The organism is Pseudomonas sp. NY15435 (assembly GCF_048068295.1).
Classification (GTDB): domain Bacteria; phylum Pseudomonadota; class Gammaproteobacteria; order Pseudomonadales; family Pseudomonadaceae; genus Pseudomonas.
Map to the genome: position 1 here is coordinate 456,269 of NZ_JBLUQA010000002.1, position 19,192 is coordinate 475,460.

Genomic DNA, 19,192 nt, shown 5'->3' on the forward strand with positions numbered 1-19,192 from the left:
TCTGGAAGGACGGCGACACCGATGACCGAGCGCAGCACGCGAATCCTGCTCAACTGCGACATGGGCGAAAGCTTCGGCGCCTGGCGCATGGGCGACGATATCCACGCCATGCCTCTGATCGACCAGGCCAACCTTGCCTGCGGCTACCATGCGGGTGACCCACTGACCATGCAGCGCACGGTCCGCCTGGCGGTGGAGCAGGGCGTCAGCATCGGCGCGCACCCTTCTTACCCGGACCTGGCCGGCTTCGGTCGCCGCCACATGAGTTGCTCGCCCGAGGAAGTCCACGCCCTGGTGCTCTACCAGATCGGCGCGCTGGACGCCTTCTGCCGCGCGGCCGGCACCCAGGTGGCCTACGTGAAGCCGCACGGCGCGCTGTACAACGACCTGGTGCGCGATGACGCGCTGCTCGCAGCGGTGCTCGATGCCTGCTCCGCCTACCGCAAGCGCCTGCCGCTGATGGTGCTGGCCCTGGCCGACAACAACCGCGAGCTGCAACTGGCTGACGCCGCCGACGTGCCGCTGATGTTCGAAGCCTTCGCCGACCGCGCCTACCTGCCCGACGGCCAGCTTGCCCCACGCCGCCTGCCCAACGCCGTGCACCACGAGCCGCAGCGCATCCTCGACCAGGCCCTGGCCATCGCCCGTGGCGAAGCCTTCCCGGACATCGATGGCAACCCGCTGCGCCTGCGTGCCGATAGCCTCTGCGTGCATGGCGACAACCCCGAATCCCTGGCGGTGCTGCGGCGCCTGCGTGGCCTGCTGGACCAGGCATGATCCGCGTCGAGCCCTTCGGCGCCACGGCGCTGCTGATCACCCTTGCGGAGCATCCTGACGATGCGCTGCCGCTGCGCATCGCCCGGCTGACCGAGCGCCTGCGCACCGAGCTGGGCGCGGCACTGACGGATTGCGTACCGGGCTGGACCACGCTGCTGTTGCACTATGACCTGCTGCGCATCGACCTGCCGCAACTGCAAAGCCGCGTCCAGGCGGCGCTGGCGGACAGTCCCGGCGACGCCCTGGCGAACGACGCCGGGCGCCTGCATGAAATCGCCGTGTGGTATGGCGGCGAGGACCTCGCTGACGTCGCTCGTCTCTGCGGCCTCACCTGCGCGCAGGTGATCGACCTGCATGCCGGCCGCGACTATCGCGTCGGCGCTATCGGCTTCTCTCCTGGCTTCGCCTATCTCGGCGAGTTGGACGAACGCCTCGCTTTGCCGCGCCGGGCCACGCCGCGTACGCACGTGCCCGCAGGCAGTCTGGCGATTGCCGAGCGCCAGACGGCGGTTTATCCACAGGCATCGCCCGGTGGTTGGCATCTGCTGGGGCGCAGCTCGCAGCGCTTGTTCGATGCGCATCGGGAGCCGCCTTGCCCGCTGGCGGTGGGCGATCTCGTGCGCTTCCTGCCCATCGATGAGGCGGCTTATCGCGCGGCCGGAGGTGCGCCATGAGCCTGACGGTGATTGCCTGCGGCCCGCTGTGCCTGCTGCAGGATGGCGGCCGGCAAGGCTGGCAGCACCTGGGCGTTTCGCCCGCTGGCCCGGTGGATAAACAGGCGGCGGCCTGGGCCAATCGCCTGCTCGGCAACACGCCGGGGGTGCCGTTGCTGGAAATCGCGCTGGGTGGTGTGGAGCTGGAAGTGCAGGCGGACGCCTGGCTGGCGCTGACCGGCGCAGAGCTGCCGGCAATCCTGGATGGCGAGCCAGTGCCGGGCTGGTCGCGCTTTCGCGTGCGAGTCGGGCAACGCCTGAAACTGGGCTTCGCCCGAGCCGGTCAGCGCGCCTATCTCGCCACTGCCGGAGGCTTCCACACGGAGCCGATACTGGACAGCGTTGCGACTCAGACGCGGGAAAAACTGGGCGGGCTTGGCGGCAATGGCCAACCGCTGACCGCCGGTGATGTGCTGCAGTGCGCGGCCCTCGGCGAGCGCATCGCTGGCGGTGCCAGCGTGCCCTGGCCGTATCGACCGGATTACCGCGAAACCCCGACGCTGCGTGTGCTGCCCGGCCCGGATGCTTTCAGCGAGAAACAGCGACAGGCCTTCTTCGAGCAGTGTTGGCAGGTCAGCCCGCAATCCGATCGCATGGGTGTGCGACTGCGCGGCGAGGCGCTGAGTGCGCCTCGCCGGCAATGGTCGTTGGGGATATTGGAGGGCGCCATCCAGGTGCCGCCGGACGGCCAGCCGATTGTCCTGCTGGCCGACCGCCAGACCATGGGCGGCTACCCGTTGCTGGGCGTGCTGCACCCGCTGGACATCGGCCGACTGGCGCAATGTCCGGCGCACAGCGAAGTGCGATTCGTCCCGGCAAGCGTGGAACAGGCGCAGGCGGACCTGCGCGCATTCCTGCGCTTCTTCTGCGGCTGATCTCAGCCCTCGAAGCGATCGCCACGAAACACCCGGCGCGGATTGCCGCGTTGCAGATGGTGATGCACCAGTCGGCGTTCGGCACGCAGCTCGCTGCTCGCCTGCTTCGTGCGTTCCTCCAGCTTGCGGGCGATCAGCAGCAGCGCCAGGCGCTTGTTGGCGTGCTGGCTGCGCTCGCTCTGGACCTTCACGCTCAGGCCGCTGGCAACGTGGGTGGCGCGCACCGCCGAGTCGGTGGTGTTGACGTGCTGCCCGCCGGGACCCGAGGAGCGCAAGGTTTCGAAGCGCACTTCACCTTCGAGGCTGGCCGATGGCGCGTTGAATCGCGCGCCGCCGAAGTACCAGTTCTTGCGCCCGTGGTTGGGCCGGTAGGGGCTGGCGCAGACCCATTGCAGGGTGCCGCTCCAGCCCTCGGCCAGGGTTGCCGCCGAGTCGCCGTCGAGCGCCAGCAGTACCGAGAGCAGGGTGCCCCGGCGCGGGCCGGCTTCCTCCTCGATCACGCGCACCTCGGTGCCGAGAGCCTCGGCTTCGCGCAGCAGTCGCTGCAGAGCCTTGGCCACGGCCAGCGCACATTCGTCGGGCCCCTGGGCCGCGGAAAGTTGCAGCAGAATCATCAGCAGCACTCCCCGCGGGTCTTGTAGGTCAGCACCGGCTTGAGTCGCGCCAGGACCCGCAGCAACCCCGCTTCGCGCAGCGCGCCGACCACCGAGTCGATGGCCTTGTACGCTTCCGGTGCCTCCTCGTAGATCAGTCCGCGATCACCGCAGATCACCCGGCTGCCCAGCGCGGTGCGGGCCAGTTGCTCGACGCGGTAGCGCGCCGAGAGACGGTCCTTGCACTCGCTGCGCATCCACTTGCGCCCTGCACCGTGGGCGAGGGAGAAGAGGCTGCGCGGGTCCGCAACCGGTTCCACCAGGTAGCTGTAGTCGCCGCGCGAGCCGGGGATGACCATCACCCCGCGATCCGCCGGCGTCGCGCCCTTGCGGTGCAGCCAGCCGTCGACGCCTTCGACCTGCGCCGGGCTGACGAGGTTGTGGTTCACGTCCAGCACCTGCGCGCCGTCTGCGCGCAGGCGGTCGAGCATGCGCAGGGCGATCAACTGGCGGTTGGCTTCGGCGAAACGCAGCGCGCCGTCATGGCGAGCCAGGTAGTGCGCGCAGTCGTCGCTGCCTTGTTCCAGGCCCTGGTGGCTGAAGCGGTCCACCTGCTCGCGCAGGATGGCTTCGCCCAGGCCGCGCGAACCGCTGTGCACCAGCAGGAGCAGGTGGCGACGGTCGAGACCGAGGGCTTCCACGGCCTGCTCGTCGTAGCGCTGATCGAGTTGCTGCAGCTCGGCGAAGTGGTTGCCGCCGCCGATGGTACCCAGCGAATGCTCGTGGCCGCAGGGCGGTAGAGCGAAGCTCGCGATGCGCTCGCTCCAGTCTTCGTCCAGGGGGCCGTCGAGGTTGCCCAGGCGCTTTTCCAGCTTGTCCAGGTTCAGCTTGGCGGTGGCGATATCGGTGCGCCACAGCGCCATGCCGCAGCCAATGTCGTTGCCCACCAGCGCCGGATACAGTCGGCCGGTGGAGAAGAACGCCGCGCCGATCGGGTAGCCGCGCCCGGGGTGCAGGTCCGGCATGCCGGCGACTCGCTGCATGCCCGGCAGGCGAGCGGTGGTTTCAAGTTGCTGGATCGCTTTACCTTCGATCCAGGTGTCGTCCGCGGCGATCAGGGTGATGCCGTCGGACAGATTTTGGATGCAATTGCCCATTGTCCAATCCCATGAGGAATGAAACGAAAAAAGAGGATGGGGGCAGGCCGGAGCCGGGCAATGCGATGCCGCCAGAGGGGCGGCGGGGAAGCGATTACGCCAGACGCGACCTGCAAAGGGTGATCAGTGTTTGCATGATGTCTCTCCTTTGCTGTCGGTGGATGGAAGGTGGCGAATGATAGGCGCGCGGTCGCCCGCGCGCAATCCCGCTATTTCGGCAGATGCCGCAGCGGCAGCGGCGCTGACTCCTTTACCGTCTGGATAGCGAAGTTGCTGCGGATGTCGCTGACGCCCGGCAGCTTGAGCAGGGTGCCAGTGAGGAACTGCTCGTAGGCGCGCAGGTCGGGCAGCACAACTTGCAGGAGGAAGTCCGACTCGCCGCTGACCAGATGTACCGAGATGACTTCCGGCAGGTCGATCACCGCCTGGCGAAAGGCAGCAGCGCTGCTATCGCTGTGGCGCTCCACTTTCACCCCGACGAACACCGTCAGCCCCAGGCCGACTTCGTCGCGGCCCAGCTCCGCGTGGTAGCCGCGGATCATGCCGGCCTCTTCCAGGATGCGGACGCGGCGCAGGCAGGGGGAGGGCGACAGGCCGATCTCTTCGGCGAGCTGCACGTTGGTCAGGCGGCCGTCGCGCTGTAGCGCGGCAAGGATGCGGTGGTCGTAGGCGTCCAGTTTCGGAGTTGGCATGAATGGCTTCTCTGCGGTTCAGGATTGGCAGGATATGCCAGCTAGGGCGCTTTTGCTGGTCAATTACGCAAGCACCTGCCTGTGCCTTCAGGCATAGAATCCTTATCCGCAATGACTTCTTCGGAGTGGTTCCTGTGGATATCGGCGTCTTCCTGCTGGCCCTGGCGATGGTTTACCTGCTGCCCGGACCGGACATGATTCTCCTGCTGCACACCGGCGCCCGTGATGGCTGCCGCGCTGCATTGGCGACCGCGCTTGGGCTGGGCGCGGCGCGCGCATGCCATGTGGCTCTGGCAGCGACCGGGCTGGCGCTGCTGTTCCGCACTGCGCCCTGGACGTTCGACGCCGTGCGCGTCGGCGGCGGTCTCTACCTGGCCTGGATCGGCGTGCAACTGCTGCGTGCGCCGGTGGGGTTGCCGGTGGCAACGGGGGCGGCCGGGTTATCCACAGTCAGCTATCGGCGCGCCTTTCGCCGGGGCCTGCTGACCAATCTGCTCAACCCTAAGGCCCTGCTGTTCTGCTCGGTGCTGCTGCCGCAGTTCATCCATCCGCAGTACGGCCCGCTGGCGCTGCAATTCGCGCTGCTGGGTGGCGTGCTGGTGGTGGTCGGGTTGGGCTTCGACGCGTTCTACGCCGTCAGCGGCGAGCGCATGGGGCGCTGGCTGGCGCGGCACAAGACAATGCAGCGCGTGCAGCAGTGGGGCTTCGGCGGGCTTCTGCTGGGGTTCGGTGTGCGTCTGGCGCTGATCCGCGATCTGTAAGGCTGAAGTCTTTCGTAGGAGCGAGCTTGCTCGCGAACCAGTTTGCCAGCAGCTTCGAAGCCTGGGTTGTTCGCGAGCAAGCTCGCTCCTACAAGGATCTGCTCAGAGGTCTTGCGGTTGGATCTTCCACAGCCGTGCCACGGACGGCTTCTGCGGATTGCGCGCGACCACCAGCAGACCGACGTCGCCGCCGCGCAGCTCGCGCACCAGGTGTTCGCCCTTGCGCTGCTGCATGGCTTCGGCGAGATAACCCAGGGCGATGCTCGCCGCCGCCGGGTGTGTGGCGACCGGGACGTAGCTGCCATCGTCCATGTCCAGCACCACATGCTGTTCTCCGGCATCCGGCGCGGGAACGTGCAGGTTGGCCTTGAGCAGATGCGTCAGCGCCTTGTTGCGCTGTGCGCCGGACATCTGCTCCTGCAGCGCCTGTTCCAGCGGCAAGAACTCTTCACGGGGTGCGGCTTTCGGCTGCGCAGGCGGGGGAGGCGGCTGAGTTTTTGCCGGTGCAGGTTTGGCGCGTGCTACCGCAGTGGCTGCCGCAGGCGCTGGAGCGACATCCAGCTCATCCGCGGCCAGGCCTTCCCAGTCGATCTCGTCCAGGTCGAACCCTTGCTTGGGCAATTTCTTCTGCACCGCTCTGCTGGGTTTCTTCGGTGCGCGGGTATTCATCCGCCGCTGACGTTTCCATTTGTGCAACTGCACGTTGGCGACGATGGCGGTGACAAGGATGAGCAGAAGGAAGAACAGCAGCATGGAAGGTAGTGGCCCTGTGGATAACGGCCACGGCGTGCGGGCGGTGGCGGGAGGCCACCCTAGCGGGAAGTGATGGATAAGGCGGTAGGCCTGTTCCTTCTGCGTTGTAGGACGCAGCTGTATCCGAAAGAGGGGCCGGCCTATGACCGGCCCGTTTCGTATCAGTTCAGGAACTGCTCGGCGTGATGACAGGCGACTTGTCGTTCGTCCAGCAGGCGCAGCTCTGGCACCTCGGTTTTGCAGCGTTCGGTCGCGTAGGGGCAGCGCTTGTGGAAGGCGCAGCCGGTCGGCGGGTTGAGCGGGTTGGGCAGCTCGCCCTGGATCTTGATCTTGGGCTTGCTCGGGTCGGGATGGATCGCCGGCGTCGCCGAGAGCAGAGCCTGGGTATAGGGATGCAGCGGGCGCTCGTAGAGCTTCTCCGCAGGGCCCATTTCCGCCGGGCGGCCGAGGTACATCACCAGCACGTCGTCAGCCACGTGGCGGACCACGGCGAGGTTGTGGGAGATGAACACGTAGGCGGTGCCGAACTCCTGCTGCAGGTCCATGAACAGATTGAGCACCTGGGCCTGGATCGACACGTCCAGCGCCGAGGTCGGCTCGTCCGCCACCAGCACCTTGGGCCTGAGCATCATGGCGCGGGCCAGTGCGATGCGCTGGCGCTGACCGCCGGAGAACATGTGCGGGTAGCGCTGGTAATGCTCCGGGCGCAGGCCGACCTGCTTCATCATCGCCTGCACCCGTTCGCGGCGTTCGACGCGGGAGAGACTGGTGTTGATCAGCAGCGGCTCGGCCAACTGGTCGCCGATCTTCTGCCGCGGGTTGAGCGAGGCGTAGGGGTTCTGGAAGACCATCTGCACGTCACGGCGCAGTTGCTTGCGGGTGTCGTGGTCGGCGCCTTTCACCTCGTGACCGGCAATCTGCAGGGAACCGGAGGTAGGTTCTTCGATCAGCGTCAGCGCACGGGCGAGGGTGGATTTGCCGCAGCCGGATTCGCCGACCACGGCGAGGGTTTTGCCGGCCTGCAGGTCGAAGGACACGCCGTTGAGCGCACGGACCAGGGCGTGGGGCTTGAACAGGCCCTGGGAGATTTCGTAGTGACGGGTCAGGTCGCGGGCGGTCAGGACGGCGCTCATCGGGCCACCTCGGTATTCAGGTTGAGCGGGTAGAAGCAGCGCACCGCGCCGCGCTCATGGGCTTCCAGGGCCGGGCGTACGGCGCGGCAGTTGTCCTGCACGTAGGGGCAGCGCGGCGACAGCAGGCAACCCTGTGGCCGGTCGAACTTGCCGGGGACGATGCCCGGCAGGGTGGCCAGGCGTTCCTCGCCGGCACTGTGCTCGGGAATCGCCTTGAGCAGCGCCTCGGTGTACGGGTGGGTCGGCAGGTCGAACAGCGCCGGCACCTGGCCGATCTCCACCGCCTGCCCGGCGTACATCACGCAGACGCGCTGGGCGGTCTCGGCGACCACGGCGAGGTCGTGGGTGATCAGGATCAGCGCCATGCCCTGGTCGCGCTGCAGGTTCAGCAGCAGCTCCATGATCTGCGCCTGGATGGTCACGTCCAGTGCGGTGGTGGGCTCGTCAGCGATCAGCAACTTGGGCTCGCCGGCGATGGCCATGGCGATCGCGACGCGCTGGCTCATGCCGCCGGACAGCTGGTGCGGGTAGGCGTCCAGGCGCTGGGCAGCGCCGGGGATTTCCACCCGCTCGAGCAGTTCCAGCGCGCGCTGGCGCAGTGCCTTGCCGCGCAGGCCGAGGTGCAGCTTGAGCACTTCCTCGATCTGGTAGCCGACGGTGAAGCTGGGGTTGAGGGCGGTCATCGGGTCCTGGAAGACCATGGCGATGTCCTTGCCGACGATGCGCCGCCGCTCGCGGCCCTTCAGGCGCAGCATGTCGGTGCCGTCGAACTGCATGGTGTCGGCGGTGATGATGCCCGGGGCATCGATCAGGCCCATCAGGGCCATCATGGTCACCGACTTGCCGGAGCCGGATTCGCCGACGATGGCCAGGACTTCGCCCTTGTCCACCGAGAGGTCGAGGCCATCCACCACCGGGATGGCGTTGCGGTCGCCGAAGCGGACCGACAGATTGCGCAGGTCGAGGAGGCTCATACGGCGGTCTCCGTCAGTCTTCTGTTCTTGGTGTAGGAGCGAGCTTGCTCGCGAACGGGGAACGCGGGGGATTGCAGGTTCGCGAGCAAGCTCGCTCCTACGAAGAGCACGAAAGTATTCAACGAGTTGCTCCTCACGCCGCATTCTTCAGCTTCGGATCCAGCGCATCGCGCAGGCCGTCGCCCATCAGGTTGATCGCCAGCACGCTGAGCAGGATGGTCAGGCCGGGCAGCGAGACGACCCACCAGGCACGCTCGATGTAGTCGCGCGCGGAGGCCAGCATGGTGCCCCACTCGGGCGTTGGCGGCTGCACGCCGAGGCCGAGGAAGCCAAGGGCGGCGGCGTCGAGGATCGCCGAGGAGAAGCTCAGGGTGGCCTGCACGATCAGCGGCGCCATGCAGTTGGGCAGCACGGTGACGAACATCAGGCGCAAAGTGCCGGCGCCGGCCAGGCGCGAGGCGGTGACGTAGTCGCGGTTCAGCTCGCCCATCACGGCGGCGCGGGTCAGGCGCACATAGGCCGGCAGCGAGACGATGGCGATGGCGATCACGGTGTTGATCAGGCCTGGGCCGAGGATGGCGACGATGGCCACCGCCAGCAGCAGCGAGGGCAAGGCCAGCATGATGTCCATCAGGCGCATGATCACCGGGCCCAGGCGGGTCGGCGAGAAGCCGGCGAGCAGGCCGAGGAAGATGCCGGGGATCATCGAGATCAGTACCGAGGTCAGGCCGATCATCAGCGACAGCCGTGCACCGTGCATCAGGCGCGAGAGCAGGTCGCGGCCCAGTTCGTCGGTGCCCAGCAGGAACTGCGCGTTGCCGCCTTCGAGCCACAGCGGCGGGGTGAGCAGGAAGTCGCGGAATTGTTCGCTCGGATCATGGGGCGCGACCCACGGCGCGAACAGCGCGCAGAACACGATGACCAGCATGAACAGCAGGCCGCCGACCGCGCCCTTGTTGCGCGAGAAGGCGTGCCAGAATTCTTTCAGGGGGGACGGATAGACCAGGCTCGGGTCGCTGGCGGGAGCTTTGGCGTTGACATTCATGGCGTCGGCTCCGGTTAGCGTTGGTGGCGGATGCGTGGGTTGGCGAGGCCGTAGAGGATGTCCACGATGAAGTTCACCAGGATCACCAGGGTCGCCACCAGCAGGATGCCGTTCTGCACCACCGGGTAGTCGCGCCGGCCGATGGCGTCGATCAGCCATTTGCCGATGCCGGGCCAGGAAAAGATGGTTTCGGTCAGGACCGCGCCGGCCAGCAGCGTGCCGACCTGCAGGCCGAATACGGTGAGCACCGGGATCATGGCGTTGCGCAAGGCATGCACGAACACCACACGTGCCGGCGACAGGCCCTTGGCGCGGGCAGTGCGTACGTAGTCTTCGCGCAGCACCTCGAGCATCGAGGAGCGGGTCATCCGCGCGATCACCGCCAGGGGGATGGTGCCCAGCACGATTGCCGGCAGGATCAGGTGGCGCACGGCGTCCATGAAGGCGCCTTCTTCATCGGACAGCAGCGTGTCGATGAGCATGAAGCCAGTCTTCGGCTCGATGTCGTAGAGCAGGTCCAGGCGCCCGGAAACCGGCGTCCAGCCCAGGGAGACGGAGAACAGCATGATGAGGATCAGGCCCCACCAGAAGATCGGCATGGAGTAGCCGGCCAGGGAGATGGTCATCACCCCGTGGTCGAACAGCGAGCCGCGCTTGAGTGCCGCGATCACTCCGGCGAGCAGGCCGAAGACGCCGGCGAACAGCAGGGCGGCCAGGGACAATTCGAGGGTGGCGGGGAACAGGGTGAGGAACTCGTGCCAGACGCTGTCGCGAGTGGTCAGCGATTCGCCGAGGTTGCCTTGGGCAAGGTTGCCGATGTAGTCGAGGTACTGCTGGTAGAGGGGTTTGTCGAGGCCCAGACGGTGCATGGCTTCGGCGTGCATCTGCGGATCGACGCGGCGTTCACCCATCATCACTTCCACGGGGTCGCCCGGAATCAGGCGGATCAGCGCGAAGGTGAGCAGGGTGACGCCGAAGAAGGTCGGGATCAGCAGACCGAATCGGCGTGCGATGAAACTCAGCATGGTGGTCGGGGGCTCCTCATCGAGCGGCTACCCGTCGGGTCACGACGGGCGCCGGTTTCTTATTACTTCGCCAGTTACTGGATTCGAACGTCGGCGAAGTTGTTGTTTGTCATCGGGTTGATGGTGTAACCCGAGATGTCGCTGCGGCGCACATTGAACAGCTTAGGATGCGCCAGGGGAATCCACGGTGATTGTTCGTGGAATATGGATGTCGCCTTTCTATAAAGTTCCGCCCGTTTTGCCGTGTCATTGCTCTCACGGGCCTGCTGAATCAGCGCTTCGAATTCCTGATTGCACCAGAATGCCTGGTTTTCGCCGGACTTCGCCGCGGCGCAGGACAGGTTCGGGCTGACGAAGTTGTCCGGGTCGCCGTTGTCGCCGGCCCAGCCCAGCAGGGACAGGTCGTGCTCGCCGGCCTTGGAGCGCTTGAGCAACTCGCCCCATTCCAGGGATCGGATCTGTAAATCGATACCGGCCTTGGCCAGATCCGCCTGCATCATCTGTGCCGCCAGCGCCGGATTGGGGATGGTCGGCGAGCTGCCGTTGCGAATGAAAATGCTCAGCTTGAGGTTTTCCGCCCCGGCCTCCTTGAGAAGGGCCCTGGCACGCTCGGGGTCGTGGGGCCAGTCCTGGACGTCGTTGTTGTAGCCCAGCAGCGTCGAGGGATAGGGGTTGATCGCCGGGCTGGCGGCGTTGGCGCCGAAAACGGCGTCGAGCAGGGCTTTCTTGTCGATGGCGAGGTTGATCGCCTGGCGTACGCGCACGTCGTCCAGCGGCTTGTGCTTCGTGTTGATGGCCACGTAGGTGGTCATCAGGGCGTCGATGCTGTCTACCGCCAGGTTCTTGTCCTGCTGCAAGTCGGGCACGTCCGACGGCTTGGGGTAGAGGGCGATCTGGCATTCGTTGCGCCGCACCTTCTGCATGCGCACGTTGGGGTCGAGGGTGATGGCGAACACCAGGTTGTCGATCGCCGGCTTGCCGCCGAAATAGTCCGGGTTGGCGCGGTAGCGTACCTGGGCGTCCTTGGCGTAGCGGTTGAAGACGAAGGGGCCGGTGCCGATGGGCAGGTTGTTGATCTGGCCCTGCTTGCCGGCGGCCAGCAACTGATCGCCGTATTCGGCGGAGTAGATCGAGGCGAAACCCATGGCCATGTCGGCGAGGAAGGGCGCTTCGGGATGGTTCAGGGTGAAGCGCACGGTGAGGTCATCGACCTTCTCCACCGATTTGATCAGCTCGCGCATGCCCATGGCGTCGAAGTAGGCGTAACCGCGGTTGGCCGTCTCATGCCAGGGATGCTTGGGGTCCAGCGCCCGCTGGAAGGTCCAGAGCACATCATCGGCATTGAACGCACGGGTGGGTTTGAAGTAGTCGGTGGTATGGAACTTCACCTCAGGGCGCAGGTGGAAGGTGTAGGTCAGCCCATCGGGGCTGACCTCCCAGTTCTGCGCCAGGGACGGCACCAGCTCGGTGGTGCCGGGGCGGAAGCCCACCAGGCGGTTGAAGATGGTTTCCGAGGTGGCATCGTTGGTGACGGCGCCGGTGTACTGGACCACATCGAAACCTTCCGGGCTCGCTTCGGTGCAGACCACCAGGTTCTGCGCCAGGGCGGTGCCGCTGGCGAGCGCCAGCAGAAGGGGGATCAGACGCGGGATGGGCATGCCGGTTCTCCTTACAGCAGGTTGAAGGGGAAGTTGCTGACCAGGCGAATCTCGTTGACGCTGCCGTCCGCCTGGTTCTGGCTCGCCAGGTGCTTCATGTAGGTCACGCGGAAACTGGCGCTCTTGAACGGGCCGTCCTGCAGCGTGTAGCCAGTGGAGAGTCCGAGTTCGTGGTGCCTCTCGTCGTCCATGGCGCGTACGTTGTAGCCACTCACGCCGTTGCGGTCGCCGTCGTAGTGGGTGCCGTCGATACCCCAGCCCTTGGCGTACCACGCCATGGTGGTCAGGCCGGGCACGCCGAACGTTGCCCAGTCGGTGCTGTAGCGCAGCTGCAGGGACTTTTCGTTGGGGCCGTTATAGTCAGACAGCAACGAGTTGGCGAGGTAGATGGCGGCAGTCTCGTGCACGTAGTCGAAGTACTCGTCGCCTCGGATCTGCTGCCAGCCCAGCAGTACGGCATGGGCACCGTGGGTCAGGGTGAAGGCCAGGCTGTAGGCGTCGTTGTCGATGTAGCCCGCCTTGCGCTCGCCGGTGTCGGCGGTGTGGTAGTAGTTCAGGCTGGTGTTCAGGGCCAGGGTGGCCGGATCGCCCAGGTCGTGCGTAGCGCCGAGGTAGTACTGGTTCCAGACGTCCTCGAAGTGAGTGCCATAGGCCGTAAGCTTCAGATCCTTCACTGCCTGGTAGCTGCCGCCCAGGTAGCTGAAATGGCTTCCGGTGAAGTCCATCGAACCGTATTCGGTGGTCAGCCCTTCATGGCTGGAGCCGGTGCGCGGGGTACCGCGTGTGAAGTTGCCGGCTTGCAGCTGCAGGCCTTCAAGCTCCTCGCTGAGCAGACTGATGCCGTCGAAGGATGAGGGCAGGGCGCGGTTGTCGTTGATATTGAACACCGGGTTTTCGGTCTGCTGGCGGCCCACGCGCACTTCAGTGTTGGAGACGCGCAGCTTCACGTTGGCCACGCCCATCTTCGACCACTGTGGTACGGCATCCCCATCACTGTCGGTCAGCGTGCGTGTGCCGCCGCCTGCGATACGGCCGTGGCCGCGCTCGAGGGCGATCTCGTTGAAGGCGGCAGCGTCCACGCCGACCCCTACGGTGCCCTGGGTATAGCCGGAGCTGTAGGTGAGCTGGCTGCCCTGGGTCCAGGTGTAGCGACTGTGGGTCGGCTCGGTGTAACCGTCCTTCTTGATGTTGAAGTGGAAGCTGTCCTTCATCTGTTCGCGGGTGGCGAAGTTGCGGGTGCTGAAGGTCAGGCTCTGGCCTTCGACGAAGCCTTTCGCGGCGTCCTGGCCCTTGACCACCACTTCGGTGCCGCGGTGGATTTCGTCTGGCGGCAGATCTTCCCCGTCGGCCCAGGCCTGGCCCAGGCTGGCGGCGCCGATGGCTAGGGTTATCAGGGACTGGGTGAGTATGTGACGTTGCATGAGTTGCTCCTTGTTGTTGGTTTTCCTAGCAACGAATGCATCCCCTCCACCCATCGCAGAAATGGGGAAGCCGGCAGGCGGGGGGAAGTCGGGGCACCGCCCGGTCTGCGCCGGGCTGGCGTTCAGGCGGCCGGAGCCGCCAGTGACTGATCGGCGGTCAGGGGTGGTTGGACACGCCGTAGAAGGAGTTGAGTCCGAAAGGACTGATCAGGAAGCCCTGCACCGTCTTGCGCATGGGCTGGTAGACGGTGGAGTGAGCGATGGGACTGATCGGGAGCTGCTGAGCCAGCACCTGCTGCGCCTGTTGATAGAGCGCCACGCGTTTCTCGTGATCGTTGGTGGTCTTGGCTTCCTTGATCAGCTTGTCGTAGGCCGGGTCGCACCACTTGGAGAAGTTGTTGCCGTCCACTGCGTCGCAGCCGTACAGGGTGCCAAGCCAGTTGTCCGGGTCGCCGTTATCGCCGCTCCAGCCGATCAGCATGGCGTCCTGCTCGCCGGCATGGGCGCGCTTGATGTACTCGCCCCACTCGTAGGTGACGATCTTCGCCTGGATGCCCACCTTGGCCCAGTCAGCCTGGATCATCTCGGCCATCAGTTTGGCGTTGGGGTTGTACGGGCGCTGCACGGGCATGGCCCACAGGGTGATCTCGGTGCCTTCGGCGATGCCGGCTTTCTTCAGCAGCGCCTTGGCCTGTTCCGGATCATAGGCCTGGCCCTTGATCGAGGTGTCGTAGGACCACTGGGTCGGCGGCATGGCGTTCACGGCCAGTTGGCCAGCGCCCTGGTAGACGGCGTCGATGATCGCCTTCTTGTTCACCGCCATGTCCAGCGCGCGGCGCACGTCGGTGTTGTCGAGCGGCTTGTGCAGGACGTTGTAGGCGATGTAGCCAAGGTTGAAGCCTGGCTGCGAAGGCACATTCAGGTTGGGGTCGTTCTTCAGCGCTTCCAGGTCGGCCGGGCGCGGGAAGAGCGTGATCTGGCATTCGTTGGCCTTGAGCTTCTGCATGCGCACCGAGGCATCGGTGTTGATAGCGAAGATCAGGTTGTCGACCCGCACGTCCGCCGGCTTCCAATAATCCTTGTTGCCCTTGAAGCGGATCATCGCGTCTTTCTGGTGGCGATTGAACGCGAAGGGGCCGGTGCCGATGGGCTTCTGGTTGATGTCGCTGGCCTTGCCCTGCTTGAGCAACTGATCGGCGTACTCGGCGGACTGGATCGAGGCAAAGCTCATCGCCAGGTTCTGGATGAAGGCTGCGTCGATGTTATTGAGGGTGAACCGGACGGTCTTGTCGTCGAGCTTCTCCACCTTGGCGATGTTGGTGTCCATGCCCATGTCGGTGAAGTACGGGAATTCGCTGGGGTAGGCCTTACGGAACGGATGGTTCTTGTCGAGCATGCGGTTGAAGGTGAACAGCACGTCGTCGGCGTTGAACTCGCGAGTCGGCTTGAAGTAGTCGGTGGTGTGGAACTTCACGCCGGAGCGCAGGTGGAAGGTCCAGACCTTGCCGTCGGGGGAGGTTTCCCAGCTTTCCGCCAGGGCCGGCTGGGCTTCGGTGCCGCCGCGCGGGAACTGCACGAGGCGATTGAACAGGGTTTCCGCCGAGGCATCGTAGTCTGTGCCAACGGTGTACTGGCCGGGGTCGAAACCCGCCGGGCTGCCCTCGGAGCAGTACACCAGGCTGGAGGCGGCATGGGCCGCGGAGCCGGCGAGCAGCAGCCCGCCAAAGGCGAGTGCGTGCAGGGGATTACGTCGCATCTTGCGCATTGCCTGACCTCGTTCTTGTTTTTCTTCAGGGGCCGGCGAACCGATGGGGTTAGCAGCCGGCCCGGTCGGATTGGTCCGGATAAGGCCTATCCATTCATGGTCGGGCTGTACCCGGCCACGCCGCGCCGAAGTTAAGTCAGGCTGAAATTAAGTTCAACTTAAAATTCAGTGGCACTGAAAGTTTTGCCGGTTTGTGAATCAGGTGGCGGGATGTTCGCCGAACAGCGGCAGGGTGGTCACGGTGAGCATTTCCGCCACGTTGTCACCGATGTTGCGCAGGCAATGACGCTTGCCGGAGTCGAAGTGGACGGAGTCGCCGGGGCCCAGCGGATAGGTGTGGCCATCGATGTCGTAGGCGATGCGCCCGGTGAGGACGTAGGCGAATTCCGAGCCGTCATGCGTAATCAGTTCGGATTCGTAGCCGACCGGGACCGTTACTTTCACCGCGTTCAGCTGGTTGCCGGGGAAGCTGCTGGACAGTCGTTCGTAGCTCAGCGGCTGGCCTTCGATGGTGTAGCGCACGCGCTCGCCCTGGTGCGAGTCGGGGGGGATCTGCTGCGGCGAGTCGAACAGCGCATTGAGCGGTACGTCCAGCGCCTTGGCGATGCTGGCCAGGGACGACAGCGAGACGCCTGTGAGATTGCGTTCGGCCTGAGACAGGAAGCTGGCGGTGAGGCCGGACTCGGCTGCCACCTGGTTCAGTGTCTTTTTCGCCGCGCGCCGATAACGGCGCAGGCGTTCTCCGATACGATCTGCGGACATTGGGAAGGCTCTTTTAGGACGCGGGCAGCATACCAGCGTCGCCGTGCGCTGAATGCACCGGGCCATGATGCCGCAGAAATTCCTGTGGGTAATGCTCGAGGTTGGAAAAGTCTTTGACCAGAAATTTCAGTGCTGCTTAAATTTCGTGTTGTTTTCATTCCTCGGGAGAGTCACATGACATTGGGAGTTGGGGGCGTAGGCCCTGAGCAGGCGCTGGCGAAATTGCAGAGCATGACGGCCGGTGCTCGCCCCATCGCGCTCGAGGAATACCAGGCGCGGATCGCACAGTTACAGCGCCTGATGCAGGCACGGGAAATCTCGGCGGTGTTCCTCGATGCCGGCAGCTCGCTGTTCTATTTCACCGGCTTGAAGTGGAGCCCCAGCGAACGGCTAGTGGGTGCGCTGGTGCCGGCGCGGGGCGAAGTGCGCTACATCGCCCCGGCCTTCGAGGAGGGCACCGTGCGCGACCTGCAGGCGCTGCCGGGCAGCATCTGCGTGTGGGCCGAGCATGAAAGTCCGTTCACTCTGCTGGCCGGCATGCTGGCCGAGATCGAGGTGTGCGACGGCGCGCGGGTCGGTCTGTCCCATAGCCTGCCGTTCGGCATGGTCGAACGCCTGCGTCAGGCAACGGGCCAGCTGCAGTTGGTGGACGCCGGCGCGCTGATCGAGCAGTGCCGCCGTTGCAAGTCGCCGGCGGAGCTGGCGCTGATGCAGCGGGCGAAGGACATGACCCTGGAAGTGCAGAAGGCCGCTGCGAGCATCCTGCGCGAGGGCATCACGACCACCGAGGTGACGCGCTTCATCGAGGCAGCGCACCGGCAGGTCGGCGCGCCGGGTTCGACCTTCTGCATCGTGCTGTTCGGCGAGGACAGCGCCTTTCCTCACGGCGTGCGCCAGCCGCGCCCGTTGCGCGAAGGCGACATGGTGTTGATCGACACCGGCTGCCAGCTGTTCGGCTACAACTCGGATATCACCCGCAGCTACGTGTTCGGCACGGCCAGCACGCGCCAGCGTGAGTTGTGGAACTTGGAGAAGGCCGCACAGCAGGCCGCTTTCGATGCCGCCGCGCTCGGCTCGCCCTGCGAGCAGGTTGACGCCGCCGCCCGCCGTTGCCTGGAGGTCGGCGGCCTCGGGCCGGACTACGCGTTGCCGGGTTTGCCGCACCGCACTGGTCATGGCATCGGCCTGGATATCCACGAAGGTCCTTACCTGGTGCGCGGCGACAGTACGCTGCTGGACGTCGGCATGTGCTTCAGCAACGAGCCGATGATCTGTGTGCCGGGGGAGTTCGGCATTCGTCTGGAAGACCACTTTTACATGACGGCGGAAGGCCCGCGCTGGTTCACCCAGCCGAGTCATTCGGTGGATGATCCCTTTGGCTTGAACGCATAGTCCCTGTAGGAGTGAGCATGCTCGCGAATGCATTTCCCGGCAGCACGATTGCGGGGCGGTTCGCGAGCACGCTCGCTCCTACAAAGAGCAATCAGGGGGCCAGTTCAACCCGCGAGAAGTTGTTCGACCCAAGCGGGCTCAGGGTGAAGCCACTCACGCCCGGTCGTACCACCGCGAACTGTTTCGGATAGGCCAGGGCGATCCACGGCGCTTCGCGCTGGTAGATCGCCAGCGCCTGCCGATAGAGCCCTGCGCGGGCCTCCTGGTCGGTGATCGCGCGGGCCTTGCGCAGCAGTTCGTCGAACTCCGCATTGCACCAGCCCGCCTGGTTCTCACCACTCTTTGCGGCGGCGCAGGACAGGTTCGGCGTCAGGAAGTTATCCGGATCGCCATTGTCGCCGGCCCAGCCCATGAAGATCAGGTCGTGCTCGCCCTGCTTGGCGCGCTTGATCAACTCGCCCCATTCGAACACACGGATATCGGCCTGGATGCCGATCTGCCCCAGGTCGTTCTGCAGCATCTGCGCGCCGATACCGGGATTGGGATTGGTCGGGCCGCCGCCCGGTCGCGTCCAGATCGATAGCTTGAGGCCTGGCTTGATGCCGGCTTCTTCCAGCAGTTGTTTCGCCCGCGCCGGGTCGTGGGGCCATACCTTGAGCTGCGGATCGGACCCCCACAGCGTCGGCGGATACGGCGCCACGGCCAGGGTGGCAGCACCGTCGCCGAACTGTGCTCGCAGGTAGGCGTCGCGGTCGAAGGCGAGGTTGATCGCCTGGCGCACGCGCACGTCGTCCAGCGGCTTGTGGCGGGTGTTGAGGCCGACGTAGGCGACCAGCAGAGAGTCCAGTTCCTCGATCTTCAGCTTCGGGTCCTGGCGCAGCGCGGGAACATCGGTGGGCTTGGGGTAGACGGCGATCTGGCAGTCGCCGGCCTTGACCTTCTGGATGCGCACGTTCGGATCGGGAGTGATCGCCAGCAGCAGGCGCTCGATCTTCGGCTTGCCGCCCCAGTAATCCGGATTGGCGATGAAACGCACCTGAGCGTCCTTCTGGTAGCGCTGGAAGATGAAGGGTCCGGTGCCGATGGGCAGGTTGTTCAGTTGGTCGGCCTTTTCGGCGGCCAGCAGCAGGTCGCCGTATTCGGCGGAATAGATGGAGGCGAAGCCCATTGCCAGGTCGGCGAGGAAGGGCGCCTCGGGATGTTTGAGGGTGAAGCGCACGTGATGCTGGTCGAGCTTTTCCACTGCGCTGATGAGGCCCGGCAGGCCCATTGCCTCGGCGTAGGGGAAGCCGCGCGGGGCCAGCTTGTTCCACGGGTGCTTCGGGTCGAGCTGGCGCTGGAAGCTCCAGAGCACGTCGTCGGCGTTGAAGTCTCGGGTTGGGGTGAAGTAGTCGGTGCTGTGGAATTTCACGCCCTGACGCAAGGCGAAGGTGTACTGCAGACCGTCGTCGCTGATCTCCCAGCTCTCCGCCAGCGCGGGCACGACGCGGGTACTGCCGGGGGCGAACTGCACCAGGCGCTCGAAGACTGTTTCGGCCGAGGCGTCGGCAGTGGTGGCGGCAGTGTACTGGGTGATGTCGAAGCCTTCCGGGCTGGCCTCGGTGCAGACCACCAGGGATTGGCCGAACGCCGGCGTGCAGCCGAGCAGGCCGAGCAGGCAAAAGCGGGCGAGGGTCTTGGGCACGGACTGGACTCG

18 protein-coding genes are annotated in these 19,192 nt (G+C 65.5%); 5 read left to right on the top strand and 13 right to left on the bottom strand.

Annotation, left to right across the window (positions count from 1 at the left end; genetic code table 11):
• Positions 1-21: 21 nt before the first annotated feature.
• Genes ACNFH5_RS06235 through ACNFH5_RS06245 form a run of 3 tightly spaced genes read left to right on the top strand, consistent with a single transcriptional unit; the run spans position 22 to position 2,365 of the window.
• Positions 22-777 carry a 5-oxoprolinase subunit PxpA gene (locus tag ACNFH5_RS06235; RefSeq protein WP_416744803.1) on the top strand — a complete coding sequence of 252 codons (756 nt, stop codon included), beginning with the start codon at positions 22-24 and terminating at the stop codon, positions 775-777.
• Positions 774-1,451, top strand: a complete 678-nt coding sequence (pxpB, locus tag ACNFH5_RS06240; protein WP_416744804.1) for a 5-oxoprolinase subunit PxpB — start codon at positions 774-776, stop codon at positions 1,449-1,451. Before ACNFH5_RS06235 ends, pxpB begins: the two co-directional genes overlap by 4 nt.
• Positions 1,448-2,365: a biotin-dependent carboxyltransferase family protein gene (locus ACNFH5_RS06245; RefSeq protein ID WP_416744805.1), complete on the top strand. Its 918-nt coding sequence runs from the start codon at positions 1,448-1,450 to the stop codon at positions 2,363-2,365. The genes pxpB and ACNFH5_RS06245 overlap by 4 nt, the downstream gene beginning before the upstream one ends.
• Positions 2,366-2,367: 2 nt before the next feature.
• On the opposite strand, the gene prfH is transcribed toward ACNFH5_RS06245, so the two are convergent.
• From prfH to ACNFH5_RS06260, 3 genes are all read right to left on the bottom strand, one after another.
• Entirely contained in the window at positions 2,368-2,979 is a 612-nt protein-coding gene (gene prfH, locus ACNFH5_RS06250; RefSeq protein WP_416744806.1) for a peptide chain release factor H, read from the bottom strand.
• Positions 2,979-4,115 (bottom strand): RNA ligase RtcB family protein, encoded by a 1,137-nt coding sequence (locus tag ACNFH5_RS06255; RefSeq protein ID WP_416744807.1) that lies wholly within the window; start codon positions 4,113-4,115, stop codon positions 2,979-2,981. Before ACNFH5_RS06255 ends, prfH begins: the two co-directional genes overlap by 1 nt.
• Positions 4,116-4,324: 209 nt before the next feature.
• Positions 4,325-4,807 (bottom strand): Lrp/AsnC family transcriptional regulator, encoded by a 483-nt coding sequence (locus ACNFH5_RS06260; protein ID WP_416744808.1) that lies wholly within the window; start codon positions 4,805-4,807, stop codon positions 4,325-4,327.
• 134 nt (positions 4,808-4,941) lie between these two features.
• On the opposite strand from ACNFH5_RS06260, the gene ACNFH5_RS06265 reads away from it, so the two are divergent.
• Positions 4,942-5,568 carry a LysE family translocator gene (locus ACNFH5_RS06265; RefSeq protein ID WP_416744809.1) on the top strand — a complete coding sequence of 209 codons (627 nt, stop codon included), beginning with the start codon at positions 4,942-4,944 and terminating at the stop codon, positions 5,566-5,568.
• A 102-nt stretch (positions 5,569-5,670) separates the two neighbouring features.
• On the opposite strand, the gene ACNFH5_RS06270 is transcribed toward ACNFH5_RS06265, so the two are convergent.
• The 9 genes from ACNFH5_RS06270 to ACNFH5_RS06310 all read right to left on the bottom strand — a co-directional run bounded on the left by ACNFH5_RS06270 (position 5,671) and on the right by ACNFH5_RS06310 (position 16,104).
• Positions 5,671-6,321 carry a hypothetical protein gene (locus ACNFH5_RS06270; protein WP_416744810.1) on the bottom strand — a complete coding sequence of 217 codons (651 nt, stop codon included), beginning with the start codon at positions 6,319-6,321 and terminating at the stop codon, positions 5,671-5,673.
• 161 nt (positions 6,322-6,482) lie between these two features.
• Positions 6,483-7,454 carry a peptide ABC transporter ATP-binding protein gene (locus ACNFH5_RS06275; protein WP_416744811.1) on the bottom strand — a complete coding sequence of 324 codons (972 nt, stop codon included), beginning with the start codon at positions 7,452-7,454 and terminating at the stop codon, positions 6,483-6,485.
• Complete coding sequence (locus ACNFH5_RS06280) at positions 7,451-8,428, bottom strand: ABC transporter ATP-binding protein (protein WP_416744812.1); 978 nt, start codon at positions 8,426-8,428, stop codon at positions 7,451-7,453. Before ACNFH5_RS06280 ends, ACNFH5_RS06275 begins: the two co-directional genes overlap by 4 nt.
• Before the next feature lie 133 nt (positions 8,429-8,561).
• A complete protein-coding gene (locus tag ACNFH5_RS06285; RefSeq protein WP_416744813.1) occupies positions 8,562-9,473 on the bottom strand; it encodes an ABC transporter permease subunit in 912 nt (303 codons plus the stop codon).
• 14 nt (positions 9,474-9,487) lie between these two features.
• Complete coding sequence (locus tag ACNFH5_RS06290; protein WP_054906646.1) at positions 9,488-10,498, bottom strand: ABC transporter permease subunit; 1,011 nt, start codon at positions 10,496-10,498, stop codon at positions 9,488-9,490.
• Positions 10,499-10,572: 74 nt separating this feature from the next.
• On the bottom strand, positions 10,573-12,156 hold the full coding sequence (locus ACNFH5_RS06295; RefSeq protein WP_416744814.1) for an ABC transporter substrate-binding protein: 1,584 nt from the start codon (positions 12,154-12,156) through the stop codon (positions 10,573-10,575).
• 11 nt (positions 12,157-12,167) lie between these two features.
• The gene (locus tag ACNFH5_RS06300) at positions 12,168-13,577 is read right to left on the bottom strand and encodes an OprD family porin (protein WP_416744815.1); all 1,410 of its coding nucleotides are present in this window, start codon (positions 13,575-13,577) and stop codon (positions 12,168-12,170) included.
• Between the two features lie 157 nt (positions 13,578-13,734).
• On the bottom strand, positions 13,735-15,333 hold the full coding sequence (locus ACNFH5_RS06305) for an ABC transporter substrate-binding protein (RefSeq protein WP_416744816.1): 1,599 nt from the start codon (positions 15,331-15,333) through the stop codon (positions 13,735-13,737).
• A 207-nt stretch (positions 15,334-15,540) separates the two neighbouring features.
• Positions 15,541-16,104, bottom strand: coding sequence for a helix-turn-helix domain-containing protein (locus tag ACNFH5_RS06310; protein WP_416744817.1), 564 nt, complete (start codon positions 16,102-16,104; stop codon positions 15,541-15,543).
• A gap of 174 nt (positions 16,105-16,278) precedes the next feature.
• On the opposite strand from ACNFH5_RS06310, the gene ACNFH5_RS06315 reads away from it, so the two are divergent.
• Positions 16,279-17,496, top strand: a complete 1,218-nt coding sequence (locus tag ACNFH5_RS06315) for a M24 family metallopeptidase (protein WP_416744818.1) — start codon at positions 16,279-16,281, stop codon at positions 17,494-17,496.
• Between the two features lie 91 nt (positions 17,497-17,587).
• On the opposite strand, the gene ACNFH5_RS06320 is transcribed toward ACNFH5_RS06315, so the two are convergent.
• The gene (locus ACNFH5_RS06320; protein WP_416744819.1) at positions 17,588-19,180 is read right to left on the bottom strand and encodes an ABC transporter substrate-binding protein; all 1,593 of its coding nucleotides are present in this window, start codon (positions 19,178-19,180) and stop codon (positions 17,588-17,590) included.
• Between the last annotated feature and the right edge of the window lie 12 nt (positions 19,181-19,192).

Bases quoted from the DNA above. Each gene is read 5' to 3' on its own strand.
- ACNFH5_RS06290 (WP_054906646.1), bottom strand. From the start codon at position 10,498: ATGCTGAGTTTCATCGCACGCCGATTCGGTCTGCTGATCCCGACCTTC.
- ACNFH5_RS06235 (WP_416744803.1), top strand. From the start codon at position 22: ATGACCGAGCGCAGCACGCGAATCCTGCTCAACTGCGACATGGGCGAA.
- ACNFH5_RS06245 (WP_416744805.1), top strand. From the start codon at position 1,448: ATGAGCCTGACGGTGATTGCCTGCGGCCCGCTGTGCCTGCTGCAGGAT.
- ACNFH5_RS06280 (WP_416744812.1), bottom strand. From the start codon at position 8,428: ATGAGCCTCCTCGACCTGCGCAATCTGTCGGTCCGCTTCGGCGACCGC.
- ACNFH5_RS06285 (WP_416744813.1), bottom strand. From the start codon at position 9,473: ATGAATGTCAACGCCAAAGCTCCCGCCAGCGACCCGAGCCTGGTCTAT.
- ACNFH5_RS06305 (WP_416744816.1), bottom strand. From the start codon at position 15,333: ATGCGACGTAATCCCCTGCACGCACTCGCCTTTGGCGGGCTGCTGCTC.
- ACNFH5_RS06300 (WP_416744815.1), bottom strand. From the start codon at position 13,577: ATGCAACGTCACATACTCACCCAGTCCCTGATAACCCTAGCCATCGGC.
- ACNFH5_RS06255 (WP_416744807.1), bottom strand. From the start codon at position 4,115: ATGGGCAATTGCATCCAAAATCTGTCCGACGGCATCACCCTGATCGCC.
- ACNFH5_RS06260 (WP_416744808.1), bottom strand. From the start codon at position 4,807: ATGCCAACTCCGAAACTGGACGCCTACGACCACCGCATCCTTGCCGCG.
- ACNFH5_RS06275 (WP_416744811.1), bottom strand. From the start codon at position 7,454: ATGAGCGCCGTCCTGACCGCCCGCGACCTGACCCGTCACTACGAAATC.
- ACNFH5_RS06310 (WP_416744817.1), bottom strand. From the start codon at position 16,104: ATGTCCGCAGATCGTATCGGAGAACGCCTGCGCCGTTATCGGCGCGCG.
- pxpB (WP_416744804.1), top strand. From the start codon at position 774: ATGATCCGCGTCGAGCCCTTCGGCGCCACGGCGCTGCTGATCACCCTT.
- prfH (WP_416744806.1), bottom strand. From the start codon at position 2,979: ATGATTCTGCTGCAACTTTCCGCGGCCCAGGGGCCCGACGAATGTGCG.
- ACNFH5_RS06270 (WP_416744810.1), bottom strand. From the start codon at position 6,321: ATGCTGCTGTTCTTCCTTCTGCTCATCCTTGTCACCGCCATCGTCGCC.
- ACNFH5_RS06295 (WP_416744814.1), bottom strand. From the start codon at position 12,156: ATGCCCATCCCGCGTCTGATCCCCCTTCTGCTGGCGCTCGCCAGCGGC.
- ACNFH5_RS06315 (WP_416744818.1), top strand. From the start codon at position 16,279: ATGACATTGGGAGTTGGGGGCGTAGGCCCTGAGCAGGCGCTGGCGAAA.